Below are 23,165 nucleotides of genomic sequence, written 5' to 3'. Positions count from 1 at the left end.
AACTACAAAAGGGCATTTGTTAAAACATTACAGCCGGGGCATTGCCCCGATTAAAAATAATCCGGATCACCTTCATGCAAAATTATCGCTGATAACCGCAGGGGGTATCTGAAAAAAATTAGTAGAAACGTGGATATTCAAAGTATCAAAAACAGGTTCGCAATTATCGGTAACTCGCCGGCATTGAACTTTGCCCTGCAGGTAGCTGCACAGGTGAGCAATACCGACCTTACCGTGTTAATTGCCGGAGAAAGCGGCGTAGGTAAGGAAGCATTTTCAATGATCATTCATGCACTATCGGCACGCAAACACAATCCTTTTATTGCGGTGAACTGCGGCGCCATTCCCGAAGGCACCATTGACTCGGAGCTGTTTGGTCATGAAAAAGGTTCTTTTACCGGCGCGGTAGATGCCCGCAAAGGTTATTTTGAAACGGTGAACGGCGGTACCATTTTCCTTGATGAAATTGGCGAAATGCCCCTTGGCACACAAGCCCGCCTGCTGCGGGTGCTGGAAACCGGGGAGTTCATTCGCGTGGGTTCTTCCAAAGTTCAAAAGACCGACGTTCGGGTAATTGCCGCCACCAATAAAGACCTGCTCACCTTCACGCAAAATGGCAAGTTCAGGGAAGATCTTTATTACCGGTTAAGCACGGTGCCCATCAGGGTGCCCGCCCTGCGCGACCGTACCGAAGACATTCCCCTCCTGTTCAGAAGGTTTTGTGTTGATTTTGCAGAACGCTATAAGACCACCCCGGTACAGCTCGATGAGGAGGCAAAAGATGTGTTAATTAATTATCCCTGGCCCGGTAATGTGCGTGAATTAAAGAATATTGCAGAACAGATCTCTGTACTGGCATCTGATAAACTGGTTTCGGCCAATGAGCTGAGACGCTTTTTACCTAATCGCGATGTAAACCGCCTGCCAGTGCTGGCCCATTCAAGCGGTAACCCCGTAGCCAACGGCCACGAGTTTGCCAACGAACGGGAAATATTGTACAAGCTCTTTTTCGATATGAAGAAAGACGTGACCGAGCTCAAAAAAATGTTTGTCGACATTTTGCAGAACCCGGGCGCCACGGTACAGAACCAATCGCTGATCAACGAACTGAAAACAAAGGACCTGTTACCGGCCGCCTATGTGCAACCCGTTGGGCCCGGCCCCACACAACAGGTGATGATCCACCACGACAATGACGACATTCATCACCATGAAGAGGTGGATGAATCGCTCAACATAATGGATAAAGAAAAAGAACTGATTGAAAAAGCGCTTAAAAAACATAAAGGCAAACGTAAGGACGCTGCGCTGGACCTGGGTATCAGTGAAAGGACGCTCTACAGAAAATTAAAGGAATATGATATTAAAGAGTAAGATATTGAAAGTAGAAGTTACAGGTTACAGGTTACAAGTTACAAGTTACAGGGGCCAAAACCCTGGAACCTGGAACCTGAAACCTGCAATTCTTATTGCCTGTTGTCTGTTGCCTGTAGCGCTCCTGTTTGCAGGATGCTATACGTTTAAAGACATTGGTTCCATTCCTAAAGAAGTAAAGACCTTTAGAGTAAATTATATCGAGAACCGGGCCCGCTACATCAATCCTCAGCTAAGCCCGCAGTTAACCGATAAATTAAGGCAGAAGATCACCGGCCAAACCCGGCTTACCGGTGTGCAATCCGACGATGCCCATTACGATATCAGTGGCCAGATCACCGGATACAATGTAACAACATCGGGTATTTCGAACCAAACTGCCGCCACCCAGCGCCTTACCGTAACTGTGCATATAAATTTTAGGAACAACCTTGACCAGTCAAAGAACTTTGAAGCCGATGTTTCCCGTAACTTCGATTATTCGGCAAGCCTCACCCTTACGCAGGCTGAGGCGCAGCTAACTGAAACCATCGTTAAACAGGTGGTGGATGAAATTTTCAATCGTATTTTTTCAAACTGGTAAGCTGGTTACATGCAATATCACATTCAAACACTGGTAAAACATCTTTTTGATAAAGACTCTTTTGAGCAGGTAACTGTACAGGAGCTGAAACAGTTCACTGACGAGTATCCCTATGCCGCCGTAGGCCAGTTCCTTTATGCCAAAAAGCTGAAGGACACCGGTTCGTATAATCATTATGAACAGGGCGAGCAGGCTTCGCTGTACTTTCATAATGCATTATGGCTGCGCTGGCAATTAGATCAGAAAGAGGAAGCCCCTGCCCTGGCGGCGAAAGCAGAAGAGCCGGCGCAACAACCAGGTTTCAGGATAGTGGTACAAATGCCCAAAACGGCGCCCACTATCATTACTTCATTACCAGCCACCCCCCAACCCGAAGAAAAGAAAGAAGAAGAACCAGCCATACAAACGCCGGCTGCCAGCCATGAGGAACCAGCCGAACAACCAGTTCAACCCCTGGCCGCCGAACCCCCCTCTGCCGTTCCTGAGGAACCAGTTACCGAAGAACATAGCGACAGCCTGCAGGTAAATGAGGACGGTTCGCTGGTTGAAAAAACAGCCGCTGCGGCCGAACAGGCAGCAGAAACGCCTGCAGTTACCGAAACACCCATAGCCACAGAAACAGCTTCCACCGTAGCCATTGCAGAGTTAAGCCAGCTGGCAGAAGAAAGTAAACCTGCGGAAGCTGCGGTAAATGCGGTAAGCATTACGGAAGAAGTATTGACACCCGCCGCACCCGCAGCAGTAGTCAATGAAGAGCGGGACGAAATTGTTGCAGCCGTGGAAGTGCCGGCTGAAATGGTTGATATAAATACAGTTAAAGAAGAAGTAGACGATATAGTACCCGCGGTGGATTCGGCGGATACCAATATTGAAGATATAGACGATATTGTTCCCGCGGTTGAAGTAACGGCAGAAACAGCCCCTACGGCGCCAACTACTGACAATCAACAGGTTGAGCAAGCCATTGAACCTGTTGCTGCAACAGGACCGGCCATTACCGCCGAAACCGAACAACCCGCTACGGCTGAAGAAGTGGTTGACAATACCGCCGAACGGCCGGCAATGCCGGCTGAACCGCAAACGGTTCAAACCCAGCCGCTGCAATCAACGCCCCCACCCGTTATGCAGCCCGAAAAAGTTACCATTGACCTGGGCGAACCGATCTTTGAATCGTACCACACCATCGACTATTTTGCCTCTCAGGGCATAAAGCTGATGCAGGAAGATTACAACAGGGACAAGCTCGGCAAACAGCTTAAAAGCTTTACCGACTGGTTGCGCAGCATGAAACGCATTGGACCAATTGAATCGAACACTTCATTAGACGAGGTTACCAACCAAAGTATACAACGTATAGCCGAACATTCGGTAGAGGAAAAAGAGGTGCTTACCGAGGCCATGGCCGAAGTTTGGGCCAAACAGGGACATGCCGACAAAGCAATACGGGTATACGAGAAATTAAGTTTGCTTAATCCCGCCAAAAGCCCTTATTTTGCGGGCAGAATTGAACAATTAAAAGCACTGTGACATGATCATTTTGTTTCTGGCACTCATAATAGTAGCAAGTATCGCAATCGGTTTGTTTATCCTGATCCAAAACCCCAAAGGCGGCGGATTATCTGGTAGCATCGCCGGATTCAACAGCCAGTTCATGGGCGTAAAGCAAACCACCGATGTGCTGGAAAAAGGTACCTGGGTTATGGCCATCGCTATTGCCCTGCTGTGTTTGTGCTCAGCCGTTTTCATTCCCGAAGGCAAAAGCAGCAGCCATGAGGTTATCAATGCCAAACCTGGCGCTACAGCCCCCGCTCCTAACAGCGGTTCACCTTTACAGAATACACCGCCCGCAGGCAAATAATATAATATATTATAAAAAAATAGCTGAACCCTGTCATTTTATGGGCAGGGTTTTTTATTGTATTTTGGTGAAGGTGAATAGTTCACGACTGTGCAGCCGAAAATAATAGCGAAACTCAAAATTCGGAGGCCCATTGACCATCGACCATTCACCATTCACGATTAGCACAATTCTTGCACACTACAGATTGGAAAAGAAGCAATAGATGAAAAAAAATTAATCTATATCCCATGTTCCGAAAACTGGTCATAAGCGTTCTGATTATAGCCGTGCTGGCAGCCACCCTGGCTGGCTGGTTATTTTTTACAGCCAACACTGCATTCTCCGAAAAATCGAAATACCTCTATATACGCACCGGCCATGCCACCTGGCCCGAAGTTTTACAAACATTCCGCGACAGCAACCTGGTAAATAATACGGCCATGCTCGATCTGTTAGCTACCCGGCTCGATGTTCCGGAAAAAATAAAAGCCGGCCGGTATGAGCTTAAAAACGGGATGAGCCTGATGGATATTACGCGGTTGTTGCGTAACGGCACCCAGGCGCCGGTAAAGTTGATTATCACCAAGCTGCGCACCAAAGAAAACCTGGCCGGTTTTCTGGGCCGTAAAATGGAAATAGATTCAATGGATGTGGTTGCCTATTTTGCCGATTCACTGCAACCATTCGGGTTCGATAGCAATACGGTGATAGCTATGATCTATCCCAACACCTATACTTTTTTCTGGAATGCCTCTTTAGGCACCATATTCGATAAATTTTATGGCGAATACAAAAAGGTATGGACAGATGCCCGGCGCGATGAGGCGCGTAAACTGGGTCTTACACCCCTACAGGCCTATACGCTGGCGTCCATTGTAGAGGAAGAAACCCAGGCGCTCTCTGAAAAAGATACTATAGCCAGTGTATACCTGAACCGGCTACACAAAGGCATGCGGCTGCAGGCTGACCCTACCGTAAAATTTGCCCTGAAGGACTTTACCTTAAAACGTATTTACGAGAAACACACCGAGGTAGAATCACCCTATAATACATACAGAAATACCGGCTTGCCCCCTGGACCTATTTGCACACCATCTTTGCAAACCCTCGACGCAGTTTTACAACCGGCACAAACAAATTATTTCTATTTTGTGGCAAAAAGTGATTTTTCGGGTCACCATGTGTTCAGCGAAACGTTTGACCAGCATGTGAAAGTGGCTAATGATTTCCGCAATGCCCAGAATGTACAACAAGCGATAAGAGCAGCAAAAGACAGTGCAGCAAAGCATAAATGAACGTAGAACGCATTATATCAAACTCACCCCCTTTCCGCTTTTTATCAGAAAAAAGCAAGAAGATCGTTTTACCCGGCTTTGATGGGGTACCGCTCTACGACGTTATTATATTCTTTAAAGAACAGGTGCGCCGCGTTGGGTTAACCGAAAGAGCTTCGGCCGTATCGTATAACTTTATTATGTCGATACCCCCCTCCTGTTTGTTCCTGTTCACATTGATACCCAATTTGCCGTTTATCCGAAAAGGACAGGTAAAGCGCCAGCTGCACTCCATCATCCGCGATATTATACCGGCCGATAATTATAACAAAGGCATCATCAGTTTTGTCGACAGCTTCTTTAAAGAAGATCATATTGCCCTGTTGTCGTTCGGCTTTTTGTTGTTGATATTTTTTGCCTCAAACGGTATGATGGGCCTCATGCGTTCCTTTAACAAGAATTATATAGGCTTTGAAAAAAGAACGGGGTTGAATACCCGCCTGGTGGCCATCAAGCTCACAGTGATCATCATGGGCCTTATACTGGCCTGCGTGTTATTGTTGATACTGCAGGGCGCCGTGTTAAAAATGCTGGGTATCAGAAGTGAATTTGTATTGACCGTTATCGGTATCTTCAGGTGGTTGTTCCTCGTAAGCCTCATCTTTTATGCCATCGCATTTATTTACAAATATGCGCCGGCCATTCAAAAACGCTGGAAGCTGATATCACCCGGCTCTATACTGGCCACCTTTTTAAGCATTCTCACCACCCTGGGCTTTTCCATATTTGTAAACAACTTTGGAAAATACAATGCCCTGTATGGCTCCATTGGTACCGTCATTGTATTAATGATCATCATTTACATCAACTCACTGGTGCTGCTTATTGGGTATGAGCTCAATGTAAGCATCCACTCCATAAAGGCCATGAGTCTCGAAAGGCAGAAACAACTGCATAGCAATACCAGCGACGACCTCATTTTTCATGACCGCGTGTAATGCAGTCCGCTTCCTTCACATTAAAATTATTCCCCATTTTTTAATAAAATTTTAAACCCGATAGCCAAGAAATAACTAGGTAAAACCATCATTTTTTAGTAAACTTTGCATAGCTGTTTACCATATCGACCTGCTGCGATGAAAGTGCTGCACGTAAAGCTTTCATGAAATGATACAGTACGGTGAAAGTTTTATACAGGTGAATTTCCCTCCGGCCCTGTTTATAACAATAAAATAAAAATGTCAGATGAAAAAAACATTCATCAGCTTATTGCTGTTGCCCGCAATGGTGTTTTTATCGTTTACTATGAAAGACCCATTACCATTGGGGGCCAATGTTCCAAAAGCAGACAATAAGTTAAAAGATATTTCCGGCAAAGAGATAACGCTTAAGGATGCGATAAAAGAAAACGGCTTGCTGGTAATGTTTAGTTGTAATACCTGCCCTGTGGTGATCAACAATCAGGCCCGTACTAAAGAAATCTGCCAGTTTGCCACAAAAAAAAGTATTGGTGTGGTTTTATTAAATTCTAATGAAGCCAACCGTTCGGGTTCAGAGTCATTGAGTGCCATGCAGGAATATGCGAAGGCGCAGGGATACAGCTGGTACTATGCAGCAGATAAGAACAATGAGTTGGCCGATGCGTTTGGCGCCAATCGTACACCGGAATGTTATCTGTTCAATAAAGAAGGAAAACTGATCTATCATGGAGCAATTGATGACAGTCCTTCCGATGCAGCCAGTGTAAAGCGGAACCATTTAAAAGAAGCGATCAATGAAGAGCTGGCCGGCAAAGAAGTATCAGTGAAGCAATCCAGATCGGTTGGTTGTTCAATTAAGAGAATTTCATAACACCAATAAGTCCCGTTTTTAAAATCTGTACAAACCATCTGTCGCAAGGCAGGTGGTTTTATTTTTTGCGGAACGCGAAAGGCAGCATGGGGAGGGCTGAAGGCGAAAGGCCGGAAATCTAAAGTTGTATATACCTTCTGCGTTTAACTTTAATGTTGCCGCATTTAAACCACCCTTCTCTCCCCTGTTGAAATTACTCCCCACAACCGGCAATGTGTTATCTATACCCTCCATGATTATTATCATTATAACGACAAAGCCGGGCAGGGCACAATAAATGCTGCTATAGGATCGACCCGCTAATGAACCCCACCGGCTACTTATAAAACACCAAAAATAATATTCAGATGAAAAAAACAATTTTCTCTTCTATTACAGTTTGTGCTATGGCCCTGTTTGCCTGTCAAAGCCCGTCGTCGAATAAGACTATAAACAACGATTCAGTAGGATCAATAAACCAGGCGCCAGACAAAACGGCCACGGATCGTAACAAGACCACCGAAGAGTCCCGGGCTGCACAAAGTACCGTTGATGACAAAACACATAATTTTATTGATGAAGCCGCCATGGGTGGTATGATGGAGGTTGAATTGGGAAAACTGGCACAGGAAAAAGCCATGAGCCAGCGTGTGAAGAATTTTGGCGAAATGATGGTTCGTGATCATTCAGCTGTCAACGATGATCTGAAAGCCATTTGCCGTCAGAAAAATGTAACGCCCCCCGCCGACATGGGAAAACACAAAGATCATTACGATGACCTTAGCAAGAAGAATGGCGCCGAGTTCGACAAAGCTTATATTAAAATGATGGTCGATGACCACCAGGATGATATTAAAGCATTTGAAAAAGTTGCAGAGAATGGCACCGATCCTGATGTAAAAACATTTGCATCGCAAAAATTACCTACACTCAGGCGGCATCTTGATTCAGCAAAAGCAATAAACAAAAGTCTGAAGTAACAGCGTTGGTTTTTGATATATTCATGCACATTGCGCAAAACGTGCTCAATGTGCATTTTTTTATATTATTGTTTCAATCCGGTTAACCTGCCCACTTCCAATTCAATTTGTCTATCGGTCATGGGACGGCCAAAAAATTTACGGTAACCGGTCTTTGTATTTACAAATAAGGTAGAAGGCAGCGTGCCATCCCATTTGGGATCTATCTTCGGACAAAAATAATCGGCATTGGTTTCGTTCAGCCAGAAGTAAGTGGCTTCGAAATTCTTTTTCTTTATCAGCGCCTGTATTTGGGTGGGATATGATTTTGGCAGATCAAGGCTTACCAGCAGCAATTCAACTTTTTGATCGCTGTACTTTTTTACCGTTTCCATAAAATAAGGGATTTCCTCAACACAGGGCGCACACCAGGTAGCCCAGCAATTCAGCACAATAGGATGATCGCTGTTCTTAATGTAGTCTTCCACTTCGGTCACTTTCACTTTTTTGATAGTTTGGGAGAAGCCCATTGAAGTAAGAAGAATGAAGTATGAAGTAAGATATAAGACTTTCATGGATGCTTTTGTGTTTTAAATTGTGAATGGTCAATGGTGAATACTTTGGCTCGCATGAACCAGTTGTGAAATCGGCATTGGCAATTTTCTACTTCTTACCTCCTACATCCTATTTCTCTATTTCTTCCTCAAATCCCCATTTCTCCAATAACCCGGTCAATTGTGGCTCCGGTATACGGCAGGTATCATAATGCCCTGCCAATTTCTTTTGCCGTTGTGCCTCATACAAAGTAACCGCACAGGCAACGGAAATGTTCAGCGATTTAATAATGCCCACCTGTGGAATAATAAAATTACCATCGGCCATCGCCCTTATTTCATCACTCACACCCGAATGCTCATTGCCGAATACCAGCGCAATACGGCCGGTGAAATCAATATCGTACAAATTAACGGCGTCACTGCTTAAATGGGTCGTTAAGATCTTATCATATTTCTGCCGCAAGGCCGAAAAACAGGCTTCCGCATCGGTGAACTGGTATACACTCAGCCATTTGGCAGCGCTGCTGCTGCTTTTGGCGCCCCATTTCTTATGCCGCGGAATTTTTGTGTTCAACACATATACTTCCTGTACGCCAACCGCATCACAGGTACGCATTACCGCTGAAATATTATGCGGATCAAAAACATTCTCCAGCACCACCGTTAAATCACATTGCCGCTTATTTAATACTGCCAGCAGGCGGGCACGTCTTTCAGGAGTCATTTTACAATAATTTGATATATTTAAGGGTGAACCCTGTAATTATTAATAAAAACTCTACTTAGAGAATTAAATTACTTGACCTATCTTCACATTTCAGATAAAAGCAAGTAAACCAATTACCTATGCTCAAGAAAATCGCAAAGATCACTGGCATTTCCCTGGCCGTGCTGATCGTTATCCTGTTTGTGGCCCCTTTTATATTCAAAGGCAAGATAATAGCCATAGCCAAGGAACAGATCAACAAGAACATAAATGCCCATGTAGATTTTAAAGACCTCAACCTCTCCTTTTTCCGTCATTTCCCCAGAGTTTCTGTAACGCTCGAAAACCTGCAGGTAATAGGCACCGACCAATTCGCCAAAGATACCCTCATCAGCGCGAAGGAGATCGATGTGGCCGTAAACCTGTTCAGCGTAATCGGCGGCAAGAATATGAAAATTTATTCGGTTAATATCGATGAACCGCGTATTCATGCCCTGGTTAACAAAGAAGGGAAAGCAAACTGGGACATCGCCAAACCCGATACCGCTGCCGCCACACCCAACACTGATACAGCTGCCTCATCGCCTTTTCAAATGAACCTGCAGCACTATGCCATCAACAATGCATATGTTCTGTACGATGATGCCAGCACCGGAATGAGCACCGAGCTCGTTAATTTCACCCACGAAGGCAGCGGTGATTTTACCAGCGACCTGTTCACCCTCAAAACCAATACAAAGGCCGATGCCATAACGTTTATCTATGGTGGCATTCCCTATCTCAACAGAACAAAAACGGGTATTGACCTCGATGTGGAAGTGGATGCCAAAAACAGCAAATACACCTGGAAGACCGACGAAATAGCCCTGAACGATTTAAAACTGGCAACAGAAGGTTTTATTCAGCTGGTGAACGACAGCACCTACAATATGGATATCAGCTTTAAAACACCTTCAAACGACTTTAAAAGCATTCTGTCATTGATACCCGCTGTATACCAGACAGACTTTGAAAAAATTAAAACAAGCGGTAAAGCCTCCTTCAATGGTTCTGTAAAAGGCACCTACAGCAGCACCCAAATGCCGGCCTACAATGTTACACTGGATATACAGGATGGTTTCTTCCAGTATCCCGATCTGCCGAAACCTGTTAAAAACATCAACATACAGTTAAATGCCTTTAATCATGATGGGGCAACCGATAATACAGTTATAAATCTTCTCAAAGGTCATATTGAATTTGGCAACGATCCTTTCGATTTCCATGTACTGTTCCAAAAACCCATGACCGCCCGGTACATCGATGCGGCTGCCAAGGGCAAGCTCGACCTGGCCGGCATTACCCAGTTTGTAAAGTTGCCCGGTACCAAAATCAGCGGCACCGTTGATGCCGATGTACAGGCAAAAGGCAGTTTGGCCGTAGTACAAAAACAACAACCCGGAGAATTTACAGCCAAAGGATATATCGACATCAAAAACCTGTATTATGCATCGAAAGATTTCCCGGCGCCCATACAGAACACCAGCGCACGAATAAATTTTGAAGCGCCCGATGCAATGGCCGATCATGCAGTGATCACAATACCTGCCGCCCATGCCGAGATCGGCAAAGATGTGGTTGACCTTACCCTGCTGCTCAAAACACTGGCTTCTGATCCGTATTTTGACGGAACCGCCAAAGGCACATTCAACCTGGCCAATATAGCGCAGTTCTATAAATTCGAGCCCGGCACATCACTGGCAGGCAACCTGAATGCCAATGTATCGGTAAAGGGTAAAAAATCATCAATCGATAAAAGCCAGTACGATGCCATTCAAACTGCCGGCACCGTACAGGTTTCCAATGTGAGCTATAAATCGAAAGATTATCCCGATGGTGTTAACCTGAAAAATACCCAGCTCACCTTTAACCCCAAAAATGTTACGGTGAACGATGTTACCGGTAATTTCCAGGGCACCAATTTTAACGCCAACGGCAGCTTCGATAACTTAATAGGGTATGCATTGAAAGATGAAACCCTTTCAGGAGTACTGAACGTATCGGCCGATAAAGTAGACCTGAATAAATTAATGGGAACTTCTACGGCTACTGCTACCCCTGCACCCGCCGCCAAAGACACGGCCGCCGCCGGTTCTACCCCCGCAGCCAGCGCGCCTTTCGCCGTTCCCAAAAACCTGAACCTCACACTTAATGCCAAAGCAGGCAGTGTGCATTACGACAAGGTCGATTACAATAACATCAGCGGTACGCTCGGCATAAAGGACGAGACCGTTACCATGAAAGATATAAAAATGCAGGCCCTGGACGGAACCATTGCACTCGGTGGCTCCTACTCTACCAAAGTAAGCAAAAAGAAACCCGATATTTCGCTTACCTATGACGTACAGAACCTCGACATTCAAAAATCTTTCTTTGCCTATAATACCTTTCAGAAGCTGATGCCTATTGGTCAGTTCATTGCAGGTAAATTAACCTCAAAGCTCACCATGACCGGCAAGCTGGGTGAAACCATGATGCCCGACCTCAGCAGCATTACCGGCAACGGCTCGCTGTTATTGCTGGAAGGCGTGCTGAACAAATTTGCACCGTTGGAAAAACTGGCATCTGCGCTGGATGTTTCGAGCCTGAAACAGATCACGCTGAAAGATGTGAAAAGTTATTTTGATGTGGCCGATGGAAAAGTGTTTGTAAAACCTTTCCACGTAAAAGTGCAGGACATGGATATGGAAATTGGCGGCAAACATGGGCTCGATCAGTCGATCGATTATGTGATCAACATGAAAGTGCCGCGCGAAAAACTGGGGAACAAAGCCAATGCCCTGGTGAACAACCTTGCCGCCCAGGCCAACAGCAAAGGCATTCCCGTAAAAGTGAGCGATGTCATCAGCTTCAAGGTGAACATGGGCGGTTCAATCACCAACCCCACTGTAAAGACCGACCTTTCGGGTTCAGGAAGCAGCCTGGCCGATGAGATGAAAGACCAGGCCAAAGAGCTGGTAGAAGCTAAAAAAGCCGCCGCAAGGGATTCCCTGCAAGCGGTAAAGAACCAGGTGAAGGACGAAGTGAAGCAGGAAGTAAAGAATCAGATCGCAAAACAGTTGTTAGGACAAAAGGATAGTACGAATACCAAAGACAGTTCGAAAAGGGATATTAAACAGGAGGCTGTAGATAAAGGCAAAAACATCTTGAAAGGATTGTTCAAAAAGAATTAACAACTTTCACCATAATTGAGGCTGCTCCGGTATTTGCCGGGGCAGCCTTTTTATTGTACATTGTACCTTTAACCCCGGCCTTGCGCCCCGGGTCATAAGCAATAAATTTATTGCATCGGACCTTTTTTGTAACAGCTTTTCCCCACCCCTGCAAAACACCCCCAAAACCGCGACCACAGAATCCGCTGAAACCCAGAACTGTTTTAATTTTAAGCCGTTTTCCCCTATTTTTGCCCACTCTGTAAAATCAAGAGAACAAGATCAAAACTATGGACAAACTGTTCTATCTGGTGCCACTCATGGGCATCGTCGGCTTGCTGTATACTTTCATCAAATTCAATTGGGTTTCCAAACAAGACGCGGGTTCCGACCGCATGAAAGAAATCAGCACATACATAGCACAAGGTGCAATGGCCTTTTTACGGGCCGAATGGAAAATTCTGGGTTACTTCGTTGTGATAGTAGCCATTTTGCTTGGCGTAATGGCCATGGCTAATCCTGACTCTCACTGGGCAATTGCCATTGCTTTTGTCTTTGGTGCAGTATTCAGCGCTACTGCCGGTTATATTGGTATGCGTGTGGCCACCAAAGCCAATGTACGCACCGCGCATGCAGCCCGTACCAGCTTAAGCAAAGCACTGGCGGTATCTTTTACCGGCGGCTCTGTAATGGGTTTGGGTGTGGCCGGTTTGGCGGTATTGGGCTTAGGCAGTTTGTTTATCATCCTGAAAATGCTGTTCGCTCCTGACGCAGGGGTTGATTCGCCAGAAATGATCAGGACCATTGAAGTGCTTACCGGCTTTTCACTGGGTGCTGAATCTATTGCCCTGTTTGCCCGTGTAGGTGGCGGTATTTATACCAAAGCTGCCGACGTAGGCGCCGACCTGGTTGGTAAAGTAGAAGCCGGTATTCCGGAAGACGATCCACGCAACCCTGCTACCATTGCCGACAATGTGGGTGATAACGTGGGCGACGTAGCCGGTATGGGCGCCGACCTGTTTGGTTCTTATGTAGCCACTGTATTAGCCACCATGGTACTGGGACGGGAAGCTGTTGTAGCAGACAGGTTCAGTGGTTATTCATTGATATTATTGCCTATGCTGATCGCCGCGGCAGGTATCATATTTTCTATCATTGGGACCTTCTTTGTACGCATCAGCGAAACGGCCGGTGTTAATACCAGCACCGTGCAAAAAGCGCTGAACATGGGTAACTGGGGTTCTATCATCCTTACTGCCATTGCCTCTATCGGCCTGGTGTTCTGGATACTGCCCGAAGGCGAGTTCCACCTGGTTCGTGATATGGCAAATGGTACGCTCATAGAAGGCGCCAAAACATTCACCCGCGAAGGCATCCTCGGCGCTATTGTCGTGGGCCTGGTAGTGGGAACTTTAATGAGTATCATCACTGAATATTATACAGCCATGGGCAAACGCCCGGTGTTAAGCATCGTGCGTCAATCAGGTACCGGCCATGCAACCAACGTTATTGGTGGTTTGGCAGTAGGTATGGAATCAACCCTGTTGCCTATTCTGGTACTGGCTGGTGGCATTTGGGGTTCTTACCAATGCGCCGGTTTGTATGGTGTAGGTATCGCCGCTGCCGGCATGATGGCCACCACCGCTATGCAACTGGCCATCGACGCTTTCGGTCCTATTGCCGATAACGCCGGTGGTATTGCCGAAATGAGCGAACTGCCCAAAGAAGTGCGCGAAAAGACCGACGTACTGGATGCAGTAGGTAACACTACCGCAGCTACCGGTAAAGGATTTGCGATCGCTTCTGCCGCCTTAACAGCGCTGGCCCTGTTTGCTGCATTTGTTGGAGTAGCAAAAATTCCGGGTATCAATATTTACAAAGCCGATGTACTGGCCGCCCTGTTTGTAGGTGGTATGATCCCCTTCATCTTCTCTTCACTGGCTATACGCGCGGTGGGGCAGGCAGCCATGGCCATGGTAGAAGAAGTGCGTCGACAGTTCAAAACCATTCCCGGTATTATGGAAGGAAAAGGCAAACCCGAATATGATAAATGCGTTGCCATTTCTACCGATGCCTCAATCAAGAAAATGATGCTGCCTGGCTTTATTGCCATCGCTTCCCCGCTTATCATTGGTTTCCTGTTAGGCCCCGAAGCATTAGGTGGTTTCCTGGCCGGTGCTACCGTTAGCGGTGTATTGATGGGTATGTTCCAGAACAACGCCGGTGGCGCCTGGGATAACGCCAAGAAATCATTTGAGAAAGGTGTTGAGATCAATGGTCAGATCTATTACAAAAAAAGTGAGCCGCATAAAGCGTCTGTAACCGGTGATACCGTAGGTGATCCGTTTAAAGATACTTCAGGCCCATCAATGAATATCCTGATCAAGTTAATGTCGATTGTATCGCTGGTTATAGCGCCAACGCTGGCCCAGCTGCATGGTAACGGTAATACGCAAACTGTTCATACACAACAGAAAACTGTAATACCTGACCATAACCGTGATGTGACAAATACTTATACTATAGAAAAAAAGCTCAAATAAGAATTACAAAAAAATTCCTAAAATATTCAAACAACGACATTATCTTTGGAGTAACAACTTAAGGCACTATATCATACCAAATACCAACGTCCCCATGTTTCTACATCGGGGACCCTTTTTTTTATAGCCCTTCCCACTTAACCCTGATTACTTTAATTGTCTCCCCTACCATAAATGTTTACACTTAAAATTTGTCGGCTTACTAATTCACATAAGCTTCTTCATAATCAAAAGCGCTAATCGAAAACACTTACCTCACCGGCGCAAACGACGGCGCCTGCACAAACGTACCTGAAAATTTCACCCGCAGGTTACTACCCACAGTAAGCGTTATATTATTTACATCGTATAACGTTCGCGGAAACCAGGTAAAGCGGGCTTCAATAGTACCAAAGATGAGGTTCTCATTTCGGGTACGAATGCCAGCGCCAAAGGCCGGGAAAAACCCGCCCTGGTAAATACCGGTTTGTTGCGGCGACATAAGCGTTGCCTTTGCAAAACCTAAAAATCCGATCTTGAAACCCAGGATACTCCACTTCGTATACAAATTGGTCTCTGTGCCCACAGAAATACGGTGATTGGCCCTTACGCTGTCGGTACTAAACCCCGACAGTCCCAATTCATTGTTTACATACAAGGGCTCATTCACAAGCCTGTTATAGATACCGGCATAACTCACATTGGCAAACTGCCTGAATTTAAACCTTGGGTATTCAAACAACCGGCTGAACCATGAAACATCTAACAAGGCTGTGTTATCCTGCCATTGCTTTTTATACAAATTGGTGCCCAATGCCATCGTATAATTCCAGTAATTAGCATATTTGTCAACCAGCCAGTGATCGAACTCCCACCCTATATATAACCGCCGCAGGCTATCGACCGTTGAGGGGCCAATAGTTACCTTACGCATCATACCAACCGGAATATCTTCTGTTCGCCCAAAACCATAAATATAGTTGGTGCGGTAAAAGTTGATCATATACCAGTTGAACTGCGCCAGCACGTATCGCCTATTGGCAAACCGCGGATCGAATGTATCGAGCTTCGGCGGCTGCATAAAATGCTGATTAAAATAGCGTAGCGATACAAAACGGCGGCGGCGGCTGTCTTCTCCCTGCGCCTGTTGTTTGTACACGCCAATGTTATAACCCACCCAAACATCACTTAACTGGTATTTATAATCGCTGAACTGGGTCAACGGTTTGTCGAATACGTTGATGCTGCGGTTTGTGCTTAACTCCAAACCACCTGCCACGTGGGCATTGGGCGAATACAAGGGGCGTTCAAGCTTGAGGTCCCAGGCCGTTTCATTTTCACTTCCGGGAAAAGCGCCGGTGTTAATGTTGGTATAGGATGCTGTTACATTGATAAACGACCTGCCGATACTTGTTTTGCGATATAAGACCTGCGACCCAACGAGTGGATGGCGGTTATGATCATACAGCATGGTATACTGTATCCGTTGTCCCATACCCAGGAAATTGGCGTCATATACAGAACCTTTGAAATCGTTGATACCCGAGGTTTGTATTTCAGCGCCCCAGCTAAATACATCGCGCAACCGAACATACAGATCAACCGAATCGGTAGTCACCAGGCGAACCACGATGCGGGCATCCTTGATGAAGTTCTGATCACGTAAAAAACGTTCATTATCCGCCAGCTGATAAGGATTTACCAATTGCCCCTTTTTCACAAACAATAATTCTCTTACGGCCCAATCCTTCGTGTTCGTTTGCAGCCTGTCGGCCACCCTTGCAAGCGAATTTATGATGCCCGAAGAAGTATCATCCACATTTTCGCCAAAGGATAGATTACGGATTATAATATTACGGATCACTTTTCCTGTAAAAGGCTGAAAACCTGCTTCACTTCGTTGAAAAAAAGTAGAGTCCTGGGTTTTTGTTTCTGTAACCATAAAACTATGGTATAGATCCCTGGCCAGGGAACTAACCGACATTTTTTTCCTGGTGCTATCCTGACCTTGCGCCCTGCAAAACAGGGCACTTAAATAACAGAAACAAATAATATAACGAAACCATATCTTCATAATTCACGCCGGTTGGGGTAAAAGTGATGACAGTTAATGCAATATAAGCCCCAACGATTCAATTACATCAATTATACCATTGTACGTATTGCATTACAACGGGGTTGGCGAATATTGATGTAGAAAAAAATCTACTTTTGTAGTCAATTGCTCCATTAAACGTCTTGCCTATGGCGCCCGAGATCCTATATTTTGCAATACCCGGTTTTGTTGTATTGCTGTTGCTGGAGGCCTGGTTTTCCTGGAAGGAACACAGGGAACTCTATACGGTAAAAGACACCTTCAGCAGCCTGGCCATGGGCATCGGCAATGTGATATCGGGTTTCCTGGCTAAGTTAGTTGTATTAGGCGCCTTTACGCTGGTGTACCAGGTGCGGCTGTTTACCTTCCCCTTCGCCTGGTGGATGTGGTTACTGGCCTTCTTCGCCGACGATCTCTCGTATTACTGGTTTCATTATGTATCGCACAATATGCGCTGGTTCTGGGCTTCGCACGTAGTGCACCATAGCTCGCAACATTATAACCTGAGCACCGCCCTGCGCCAAACCTGGACGGGCAACCTCACCGGCGCCTTTATTTTCTGGATGTGGATGCCCCTGGTGGGGTTTCATCCCATTGTGGTGATGCTGATGCAACAGATCAGCCTTATTTACCAGTTCTGGATACATACCGAAGCCATTCACCTGCTGCCCCGCCTCATTGAATATATTTTTAACACCCCATCGCACCACCGGGTGCATCATGGCAGCAACCTGAAATACCTCGATAAGAACCATGGCGGCGTACTCATCATCTGGGACCGGTTATTCGGCACTTTTCAGCCCGAAGAGGAACGACCGGTTTATGGCCTCACGAAAAATATTGAAACGTATAATCCCGTTCGCATAGCTTTTAAAGAATGGGGCGCCATGTTTGGGCAGGCCTGGCGCTCCCGCTCGGTGCGCCACGGCATCAATTACCTGTTTCGCCCGCCCGGCTGGAGCCATGATGGAAGTAGCAAGACGGTGAAGGAGATGAAAGAAGAACAGCCGCCTCCGGCCTCCGCCAGCTAGCTGTACAGTAGCGTAATGGAAGGTCTATAGCCTGAGTACTGTACCCGGCCCCTACAGAGATGCTACAGGAAGGCTACTCCTGCATGACCAGCCCCAGTGTATTTCCATCCAATACGCAGGCTATACCCAGGTAAGCTGACACCCATTCAGGTAGCACTTGCGCCCCTCGCCGCTTCATCATCCCCTGCAACCACCCATCGATATTAATTCCACGAAATTCTTCGTGTTATTTAAATTGTTTAACAAAACCTTACGAAATTTGTCGTATTTTGTGATAAATGTTGTTCCAATATGGCTACTACTAAGACTATAAAACCCACAGAAAGTGAGCTGGAGATCCTGCAGATCTTATGGAAAAAGGGAAATGCCAGTGTACGCGAGGTGCATGAAGAGTTGCTGGCAACCAAAGAAGCAGGCTACACTACCACCCTTAAACTGATGCAGATCATGCATGAAAAAGGACTGGTAAAACGGGACGATTCCATCAAAACCCATATTTACCAGGCCGCAGTAAGCAAAGAAAAAACCCAAAAGCACCTTTTGAACAAAATGATCGATACCCTGTTCGGCGGTTCGCCCGGAGAGCTGGTTATGCAAGCCCTGGGTAATCACAAGGCATCGGCCGAAGAGCTGGAAGAGATCCAGAAAATTCTCGACAACCTGAAAAAACAATAATGTAATCAATGAACTTGTTGTACCAATCGGCTTTTCTTAAAGCGTTGGGATGGGCATTACTGAACAGCTTATGGCAAATGGCGTTGTTGTGGCTAGTGTATATGGGGCTTACCATGAATGGAAAGAAATTGCTATCCCGTCAACGACATGCAATTGCCCTTTTATCACTGGCCGGCGGCTCGCTCTGGTTTTTGATCACCCTGGTGATCAACCTGTATAAAGCTGCCAGCGGCCCGCAGGTAATAACCGTATATATTGAGAACGCCTCCGCCCCTGCCACCGGTTCCATACCAGGCCTTATTGCGCATTGGTTTGAACCGGCGCTGCCCTTCTTATCGCTGATCTATTTACTGGCGGCGGCCTTCCTGTTCATTCGATTTTATTTTCAATACAGGCATACGCAACAACTGTTTACCACTGGTTTGCAAAAAGCCGATCCCGAATGGCGCATATTTCTGCAACAGGCAGTACAACAAATGAGTATCAACAAGAAAGTGCAGATCTGGCTGTCGTCGATGGTTGATACCCCGGTAACCTTTGGTATTTTTAAACCGGTTATTTTATTACCCATAGCAGCGGTGAACCACCTGTCGCTGAAACAGGCCGAAGCCATCATTTTGCATGAACTGAACCACATTCGCCGCAACGATTACCTGGTAAACCTGCTGATAGCCTGTGTGGATGTGATCCTGTTCTTTAACCCGTTTGCCCGCCTGTTGACCGATATTATTCGCAAGGAGCGCGAAAATTGCTGCGACGACATAGTGCTGCAATTCTGTTACGAACCGCAAAGCTATGCCCGGGCCCTGCTTACCCTTGAACAAAACCGCATTGATACCTGTGCGCTCACCCTGGCCGCCACTGGTAAAGACAAATACTTTTTGCTGAACCGCGTAAAGCGCATCCTCGGCAATGAACCCGTAAGCAATCCCTTCAGTCAAAAACTGGTTGCCTACCTCCTTTCTACCCTGCTTATCGGTTTTATTGGCTGGTTTAACCCAGGCAATGTCATCATCAAAAAACTGGATGCGGTAAGCGTTCAGCCGCTGGCATCGGTTGAAACCCCGCAAACCTTTTTCACCCCGGCAGTAGCCAAAACCACCGTAAATGGTGTGACTTCGATTACAAAGACCGGAGAACCTGCGGAGGAAGAAACGCCTGAAAATAACTGTCCCCAGGGGAAAGATGCCTATAAAAAACTGGCGCAGCTCATTGAGCTCACCACCGAAGCCAGACTGGCTGCCCTTAACAAACGCCTGGAAGAGCTGCCGCAGGAAACTGAGGGCTATGTAAATAATGTGGAGGCCCTGGATTATTCTTTACCCGAGAATACCCCGGCTACCCTGCCGCCCCTTGCCCAGCAGGTTTACCCCTATGTACCCGGAAGCAGCTTTTACTTTCAACCCCTGGAAGACACTACCCTGCCCAAATATTATGTGATGACTGCTGACGATATAAAGGCCAAAGAAGCCATGGAAAAATCAATGCAGGCATTGCAACAGATGAACTGGAAGAAGGTGGAAATGGTTTTAAAAGCCCAGGGAATGAAAATTAATATTGAGCAGATACAGCAGGAAATGGAAAAGGCAATGCAACAGGTTGACTGGAAAAAGCTGAATGCCGAAACCAACCAGGTCATGGAAGAAGCAAAGGTACAAGCCGAAAAAATGCAACAGGACGCCTTTGTGGTTCGGTTAGGTAACTACCAACGCGACCGTACGGCACAGCAGGAAAGAATAAAAAGAGCCCAGCAACAGATCCTGATTGACCGTTTAGCCCAACGCGAAATGCTGAAGAAAATGGAGGAAGACAAGCAAAATCAGGGTACCACCACAAAGTCAGGTAAGAGAAAGAAGATCGTTCATATTTAAGAAATCAGATATATATATTTCCATCCCCCGGTAGCTGCCGGGGATTTTTTTGTGGCTATGGGAGACTGAAATATTAATCCTAAGTTATATATTAAAACTACAAATACATATTTTTTATAAACTGGAAATCATTTCGATTCAGCCCCCAGAGGATGGCAGAAAGACTCAACTTAACAGAGGCACCGCACGTACAAAAAATGAATTGGAACGCCAGAGAGCACCTGCCGGCCAGCTCACCAAACTGGAAAAAGGTAATCTATTGCAGGTTATTTTTCGGCCCGGGGGCAGAAAGAAAAGTCATTAAACCCGGGGTATATTTTACAAAACATGGCAAGAGTAGAAAGCCGCAGTTTGCAAAAATTGCAAATTTTTAGGGTGTGTTTTTGCGGAAAACAGGCCGCCCGGGAAAAGACATCCTGCAAGGCCGATCAACAAGATCACTTGGTTTTCGCGACCCCTAAATCCCTTTTAAGGATTTTGACCGGCCTTTACAAGGCAGGATATACGGGACTGAATCATGTGCATTGGATAAAGTTGGTTGGGAGGCGATTGGCTGGAATATCACCTTCCTGTTTCCAATCGGACCGGATTAAAGACAACAAAATCACGGGCTAAAGCTACGAACGGAAAATTACTAAGCAAGTAATAAAGCCAAATACTTATCCAGAAAATTGCCATTTGCCGGCAGTAAAAGAATGACCGGCGACGAGGCAGGCGCCTGAAATAAATGACGATATGACAGTTGGAAAAGCATCAAAAAGAAGCGGTTAGTAACCTCAAAAAGGGATAAATGTGACAACTTAATACAAAACAAAATCCCGCCTTAGGCGGGATTTGTTGTTCGCAGTTGGTATTGGTTACGCAGACATTACCAAAAAAGGTTGGCCTGCTTTGGCCTGAAAAACTTTTATCTGTGGTCTCCTCTTTTATCATTTCCGGGGAGAAAGTGCTCTACATTTAATCGCCAGATCACTGTCCAAAATCAGGGGTTAGTCCATTAACCGTTCCTGTAAAAACCGGGCTCCCAGTACAACCAGCCTCCGCATTTGCCCGTTTAAAAAATCTGCACACCCAAGTATATGACTAACTGATATTTTGCTAGACATCGAAACATCTAAAGTTGCTGCAACAAAATCATAAAAGAGTAAAACAAAATATAAAAAAGTTGGCCGCCCGTTCCGCTGATCATTCAATTTGAAAACCTCAAAAGCCAAAAAAACCGCATTTTTCCCATTTCCATAATTTGGAAAATATTTTCAAAAACCTGGTTTTTATCCTTTGGCCGACAGTATTCGCCGGGCGTTTTTCCCCTCACAGAACAAAAGGTCAAGCACCGACAAATGAGGAATAAACCCTATGCGATCTTCAAAAACCTGGTGATAAATAACCGGGTTTGCACCATCTTCCTGAAGCGTTTTCGGGGTCAGTTTGTTCCGCCAATCCACCACCATCTGACCGGCCAAACCATCAGGAACACATTCCAAATAATCAACATGTAAAGTCAGTCCCAATTTCCCGGTCACCCACTCAAAACAGATCCGGTTCCAGTCGTGCAACAGCTCAACCGGCTGCCGGTACAACCCCGCCAACTCCGGTTCATAAAAACTGAACCAGGGCGACCGGTTGTAACAGGAAGTGATGGTTTTCCAATGTTGCGATTGCCAGGGTTTGCGATTATCGATCACCACCTCCTTCATCAACTTTTTCTGTTCCCGGCCCTCCAGCACCGGAATGCTCAAATTAATGGGCCCGTGCGACCCAACCACCACACAACGGTTCCTGAAACTCATTTTTCGCCAGGGTTCATATATATCAAATTCTATATTTAAAAACTCTATTGACTTTTTAAATAAGGTAACAGGCGGAAAGTATTGACTTTCAACTATTAACTTCATAAACTTTAACTTTTTCCGAATTTTGTTTAAGATTGGCCAAAATTGCGTGAAAATCTATCATTTTGACTATCAAAAACTTGAAATTTTAAATTCAATAAAAACCGGTAATTTACTTGATAATTAAAATTTTACTTTAAATAACAATTACTAAAAATTCTGGTAGTCTTTTTTCGGCATTTTTTTCAATTTAAAGGCGGCTAAATCTAAAAACATTAGCAAAGAAAATCCTAAAGTACGACCAGTTTTTTGGCCGGAGAAATTTATCCGCTACATTGTGCCCATAAAATCAATGACATGCGAAAAAAGACAGGGTGGTTGCTCCTACCCCTTTTGGCGGTAGCCTGTGCAAAGCCGACCGGGTTCGATTACCTGGGGGTTCGAAATTTCAAAGTGCTGCAATTCGGGTTGAAGGAGTCGACGGTGGGAGCCGATGTAGAATATTATAATCCGAACAAGTACCCGGTGACCATGAAAGGGGCGGCGGTGGATGTATATGTCAACAATAATTTTTTCGGAAAAACGATGCTCGACACGGCCATCCAGATCCCGAAAAAAGATACCTTTTTGTTGCCGGTGGTCCTGAAAGTGAACATGAATAATACGGCGATCGGGTTGCTGAAAACCCTGGCGTCGGGTAGCGATAGTGTATTTATTAAATTGAATGGAAGTGCAAAAATCGGCCGCGGCGGTCTGTTTATAAATTGGCCCATCCGGTACGAAGGCATGCAGAAAATCCAGTTTTAGGCGGCCGGCAAAACCGGC

The 23,165-nt window shown here is 45.8% G+C and carries 18 protein-coding genes; 14 read left to right on the top strand and 4 right to left on the bottom strand.

Annotated features, from left to right (window positions below; genetic code table 11):
- The first annotated feature begins 129 nt into the window (after positions 1-129).
- From A3860_RS19365 to A3860_RS19330, 8 genes are all read left to right on the top strand, one after another.
- Positions 130-1,374 carry a sigma-54 interaction domain-containing protein gene (locus A3860_RS19365; RefSeq protein WP_081148676.1) on the top strand — a complete coding sequence of 415 codons (1,245 nt, stop codon included), beginning with the start codon at positions 130-132 and terminating at the stop codon, positions 1,372-1,374.
- Positions 1,358-1,957, top strand: a complete 600-nt coding sequence (lptE, locus tag A3860_RS19360) for an LPS assembly lipoprotein LptE (RefSeq protein ID WP_081148673.1) — start codon at positions 1,358-1,360, stop codon at positions 1,955-1,957. The genes A3860_RS19365 and lptE overlap by 17 nt, the downstream gene beginning before the upstream one ends.
- Positions 1,958-1,966: 9 nt before the next feature.
- Entirely contained in the window at positions 1,967-3,484 is a 1,518-nt protein-coding gene (locus A3860_RS19355; RefSeq protein ID WP_081148670.1) for a hypothetical protein, read from the top strand.
- A 1-nt stretch (position 3,485) separates the two neighbouring features.
- Entirely contained in the window at positions 3,486-3,815 is a 330-nt protein-coding gene (secG, locus tag A3860_RS19350) for a preprotein translocase subunit SecG (protein ID WP_081148667.1), read from the top strand.
- A gap of 230 nt (positions 3,816-4,045) precedes the next feature.
- Positions 4,046-5,092: an endolytic transglycosylase MltG gene (gene mltG / locus A3860_RS19345; protein WP_081148665.1), complete on the top strand. Its 1,047-nt coding sequence runs from the start codon at positions 4,046-4,048 to the stop codon at positions 5,090-5,092.
- Positions 5,089-6,069: a YihY/virulence factor BrkB family protein gene (locus tag A3860_RS19340; protein WP_081148662.1), complete on the top strand. Its 981-nt coding sequence runs from the start codon at positions 5,089-5,091 to the stop codon at positions 6,067-6,069. The genes mltG and A3860_RS19340 overlap by 4 nt, the downstream gene beginning before the upstream one ends.
- Positions 6,070-6,316: 247 nt before the next feature.
- Positions 6,317-6,922, top strand: coding sequence for a thioredoxin family protein (locus tag A3860_RS19335; RefSeq protein ID WP_081148660.1), 606 nt, complete (start codon positions 6,317-6,319; stop codon positions 6,920-6,922).
- A gap of 347 nt (positions 6,923-7,269) precedes the next feature.
- A complete protein-coding gene (locus A3860_RS19330) occupies positions 7,270-7,881 on the top strand; it encodes a DUF4142 domain-containing protein (RefSeq protein WP_081148657.1) in 612 nt (203 codons plus the stop codon).
- 65 nt (positions 7,882-7,946) lie between these two features.
- On the opposite strand, the gene A3860_RS19325 is transcribed toward A3860_RS19330, so the two are convergent.
- A complete protein-coding gene (locus A3860_RS19325) occupies positions 7,947-8,435 on the bottom strand; it encodes a TlpA disulfide reductase family protein (protein WP_081148655.1) in 489 nt (162 codons plus the stop codon).
- 109 nt (positions 8,436-8,544) lie between these two features.
- A complete protein-coding gene (locus A3860_RS19320; RefSeq protein ID WP_081148652.1) occupies positions 8,545-9,141 on the bottom strand; it encodes a TrmH family RNA methyltransferase in 597 nt (198 codons plus the stop codon).
- Between the two features lie 122 nt (positions 9,142-9,263).
- Between A3860_RS19320 and A3860_RS19315 the strand changes: the two genes are divergently transcribed.
- A complete protein-coding gene (locus A3860_RS19315) occupies positions 9,264-12,335 on the top strand; it encodes an AsmA family protein (protein ID WP_081148650.1) in 3,072 nt (1,023 codons plus the stop codon).
- 269 nt (positions 12,336-12,604) lie between these two features.
- A complete protein-coding gene (locus A3860_RS19305) occupies positions 12,605-14,857 on the top strand; it encodes a sodium-translocating pyrophosphatase (protein WP_081148644.1) in 2,253 nt (750 codons plus the stop codon).
- 250 nt (positions 14,858-15,107) lie between these two features.
- On the opposite strand, the gene A3860_RS19300 is transcribed toward A3860_RS19305, so the two are convergent.
- A complete protein-coding gene (locus tag A3860_RS19300; RefSeq protein ID WP_143774183.1) occupies positions 15,108-16,778 on the bottom strand; it encodes a hypothetical protein in 1,671 nt (556 codons plus the stop codon).
- Positions 16,779-17,080: 302 nt separating this feature from the next.
- On the opposite strand from A3860_RS19300, the gene A3860_RS19295 reads away from it, so the two are divergent.
- From A3860_RS19295 to A3860_RS19285, 3 genes are all read left to right on the top strand, one after another.
- A complete protein-coding gene (locus A3860_RS19295; RefSeq protein WP_081148638.1) occupies positions 17,081-17,962 on the top strand; it encodes a sterol desaturase family protein in 882 nt (293 codons plus the stop codon).
- Positions 17,963-18,253: 291 nt separating this feature from the next.
- Complete coding sequence (locus A3860_RS19290; RefSeq protein WP_081148636.1) at positions 18,254-18,637, top strand: BlaI/MecI/CopY family transcriptional regulator; 384 nt, start codon at positions 18,254-18,256, stop codon at positions 18,635-18,637.
- 8 nt (positions 18,638-18,645) lie between these two features.
- Positions 18,646-20,508, top strand: a complete 1,863-nt coding sequence (locus A3860_RS19285; protein WP_081148633.1) for a M56 family metallopeptidase — start codon at positions 18,646-18,648, stop codon at positions 20,506-20,508.
- Positions 20,509-21,779: 1,271 nt separating this feature from the next.
- Here the strand turns inward: A3860_RS19285 and A3860_RS19275 are convergent.
- Entirely contained in the window at positions 21,780-22,403 is a 624-nt protein-coding gene (locus A3860_RS19275; RefSeq protein ID WP_081148628.1) for a WbqC family protein, read from the bottom strand.
- Between the two features lie 294 nt (positions 22,404-22,697).
- On the opposite strand from A3860_RS19275, the gene A3860_RS19270 reads away from it, so the two are divergent.
- Positions 22,698-23,147 (top strand): LEA type 2 family protein, encoded by a 450-nt coding sequence (locus A3860_RS19270; RefSeq protein WP_081148625.1) that lies wholly within the window; start codon positions 22,698-22,700, stop codon positions 23,145-23,147.
- The last annotated feature ends 18 nt before the right edge of the window (positions 23,148-23,165 follow it).

This window comes from Niastella vici (assembly GCF_002077945.1).
Classification (GTDB): domain Bacteria; phylum Bacteroidota; class Bacteroidia; order Chitinophagales; family Chitinophagaceae; genus Niastella; species Niastella vici.
This window is presented reverse-complemented; position numbering and strand designations above follow the sequence as displayed.

What these genes read in the sequence shown, in the direction of transcription:
- lptE (WP_081148673.1), top strand. Translation starts at nt 1,358, where the DNA reads ATGATATTAAAGAGTAAGATATTGAAAGTAGAAGTTACAGGTTACAGG.
- A3860_RS19355 (WP_081148670.1), top strand. Translation starts at nt 1,967, where the DNA reads ATGCAATATCACATTCAAACACTGGTAAAACATCTTTTTGATAAAGAC.
- secG (WP_081148667.1), top strand. Translation starts at nt 3,486, where the DNA reads ATGATCATTTTGTTTCTGGCACTCATAATAGTAGCAAGTATCGCAATC.
- mltG (WP_081148665.1), top strand. Translation starts at nt 4,046, where the DNA reads ATGTTCCGAAAACTGGTCATAAGCGTTCTGATTATAGCCGTGCTGGCA.
- A3860_RS19340 (WP_081148662.1), top strand. Translation starts at nt 5,089, where the DNA reads ATGAACGTAGAACGCATTATATCAAACTCACCCCCTTTCCGCTTTTTA.
- A3860_RS19335 (WP_081148660.1), top strand. Translation starts at nt 6,317, where the DNA reads ATGAAAAAAACATTCATCAGCTTATTGCTGTTGCCCGCAATGGTGTTT.
- A3860_RS19330 (WP_081148657.1), top strand. Translation starts at nt 7,270, where the DNA reads ATGAAAAAAACAATTTTCTCTTCTATTACAGTTTGTGCTATGGCCCTG.
- A3860_RS19325 (WP_081148655.1), bottom strand. Translation starts at nt 8,435, where the DNA reads ATGAAAGTCTTATATCTTACTTCATACTTCATTCTTCTTACTTCAATG.
- A3860_RS19320 (WP_081148652.1), bottom strand. Translation starts at nt 9,141, where the DNA reads ATGACTCCTGAAAGACGTGCCCGCCTGCTGGCAGTATTAAATAAGCGG.
- A3860_RS19315 (WP_081148650.1), top strand. Translation starts at nt 9,264, where the DNA reads ATGCTCAAGAAAATCGCAAAGATCACTGGCATTTCCCTGGCCGTGCTG.
- A3860_RS19305 (WP_081148644.1), top strand. Translation starts at nt 12,605, where the DNA reads ATGGACAAACTGTTCTATCTGGTGCCACTCATGGGCATCGTCGGCTTG.
- A3860_RS19300 (WP_143774183.1), bottom strand. Translation starts at nt 16,778, where the DNA reads ATGGTTACAGAAACAAAAACCCAGGACTCTACTTTTTTTCAACGAAGT.
- A3860_RS19295 (WP_081148638.1), top strand. Translation starts at nt 17,081, where the DNA reads ATGGCGCCCGAGATCCTATATTTTGCAATACCCGGTTTTGTTGTATTG.
- A3860_RS19290 (WP_081148636.1), top strand. Translation starts at nt 18,254, where the DNA reads ATGGCTACTACTAAGACTATAAAACCCACAGAAAGTGAGCTGGAGATC.
- A3860_RS19285 (WP_081148633.1), top strand. Translation starts at nt 18,646, where the DNA reads ATGAACTTGTTGTACCAATCGGCTTTTCTTAAAGCGTTGGGATGGGCA.
- A3860_RS19275 (WP_081148628.1), bottom strand. Translation starts at nt 22,403, where the DNA reads ATGAAGTTAATAGTTGAAAGTCAATACTTTCCGCCTGTTACCTTATTT.
- A3860_RS19270 (WP_081148625.1), top strand. Translation starts at nt 22,698, where the DNA reads ATGCGAAAAAAGACAGGGTGGTTGCTCCTACCCCTTTTGGCGGTAGCC.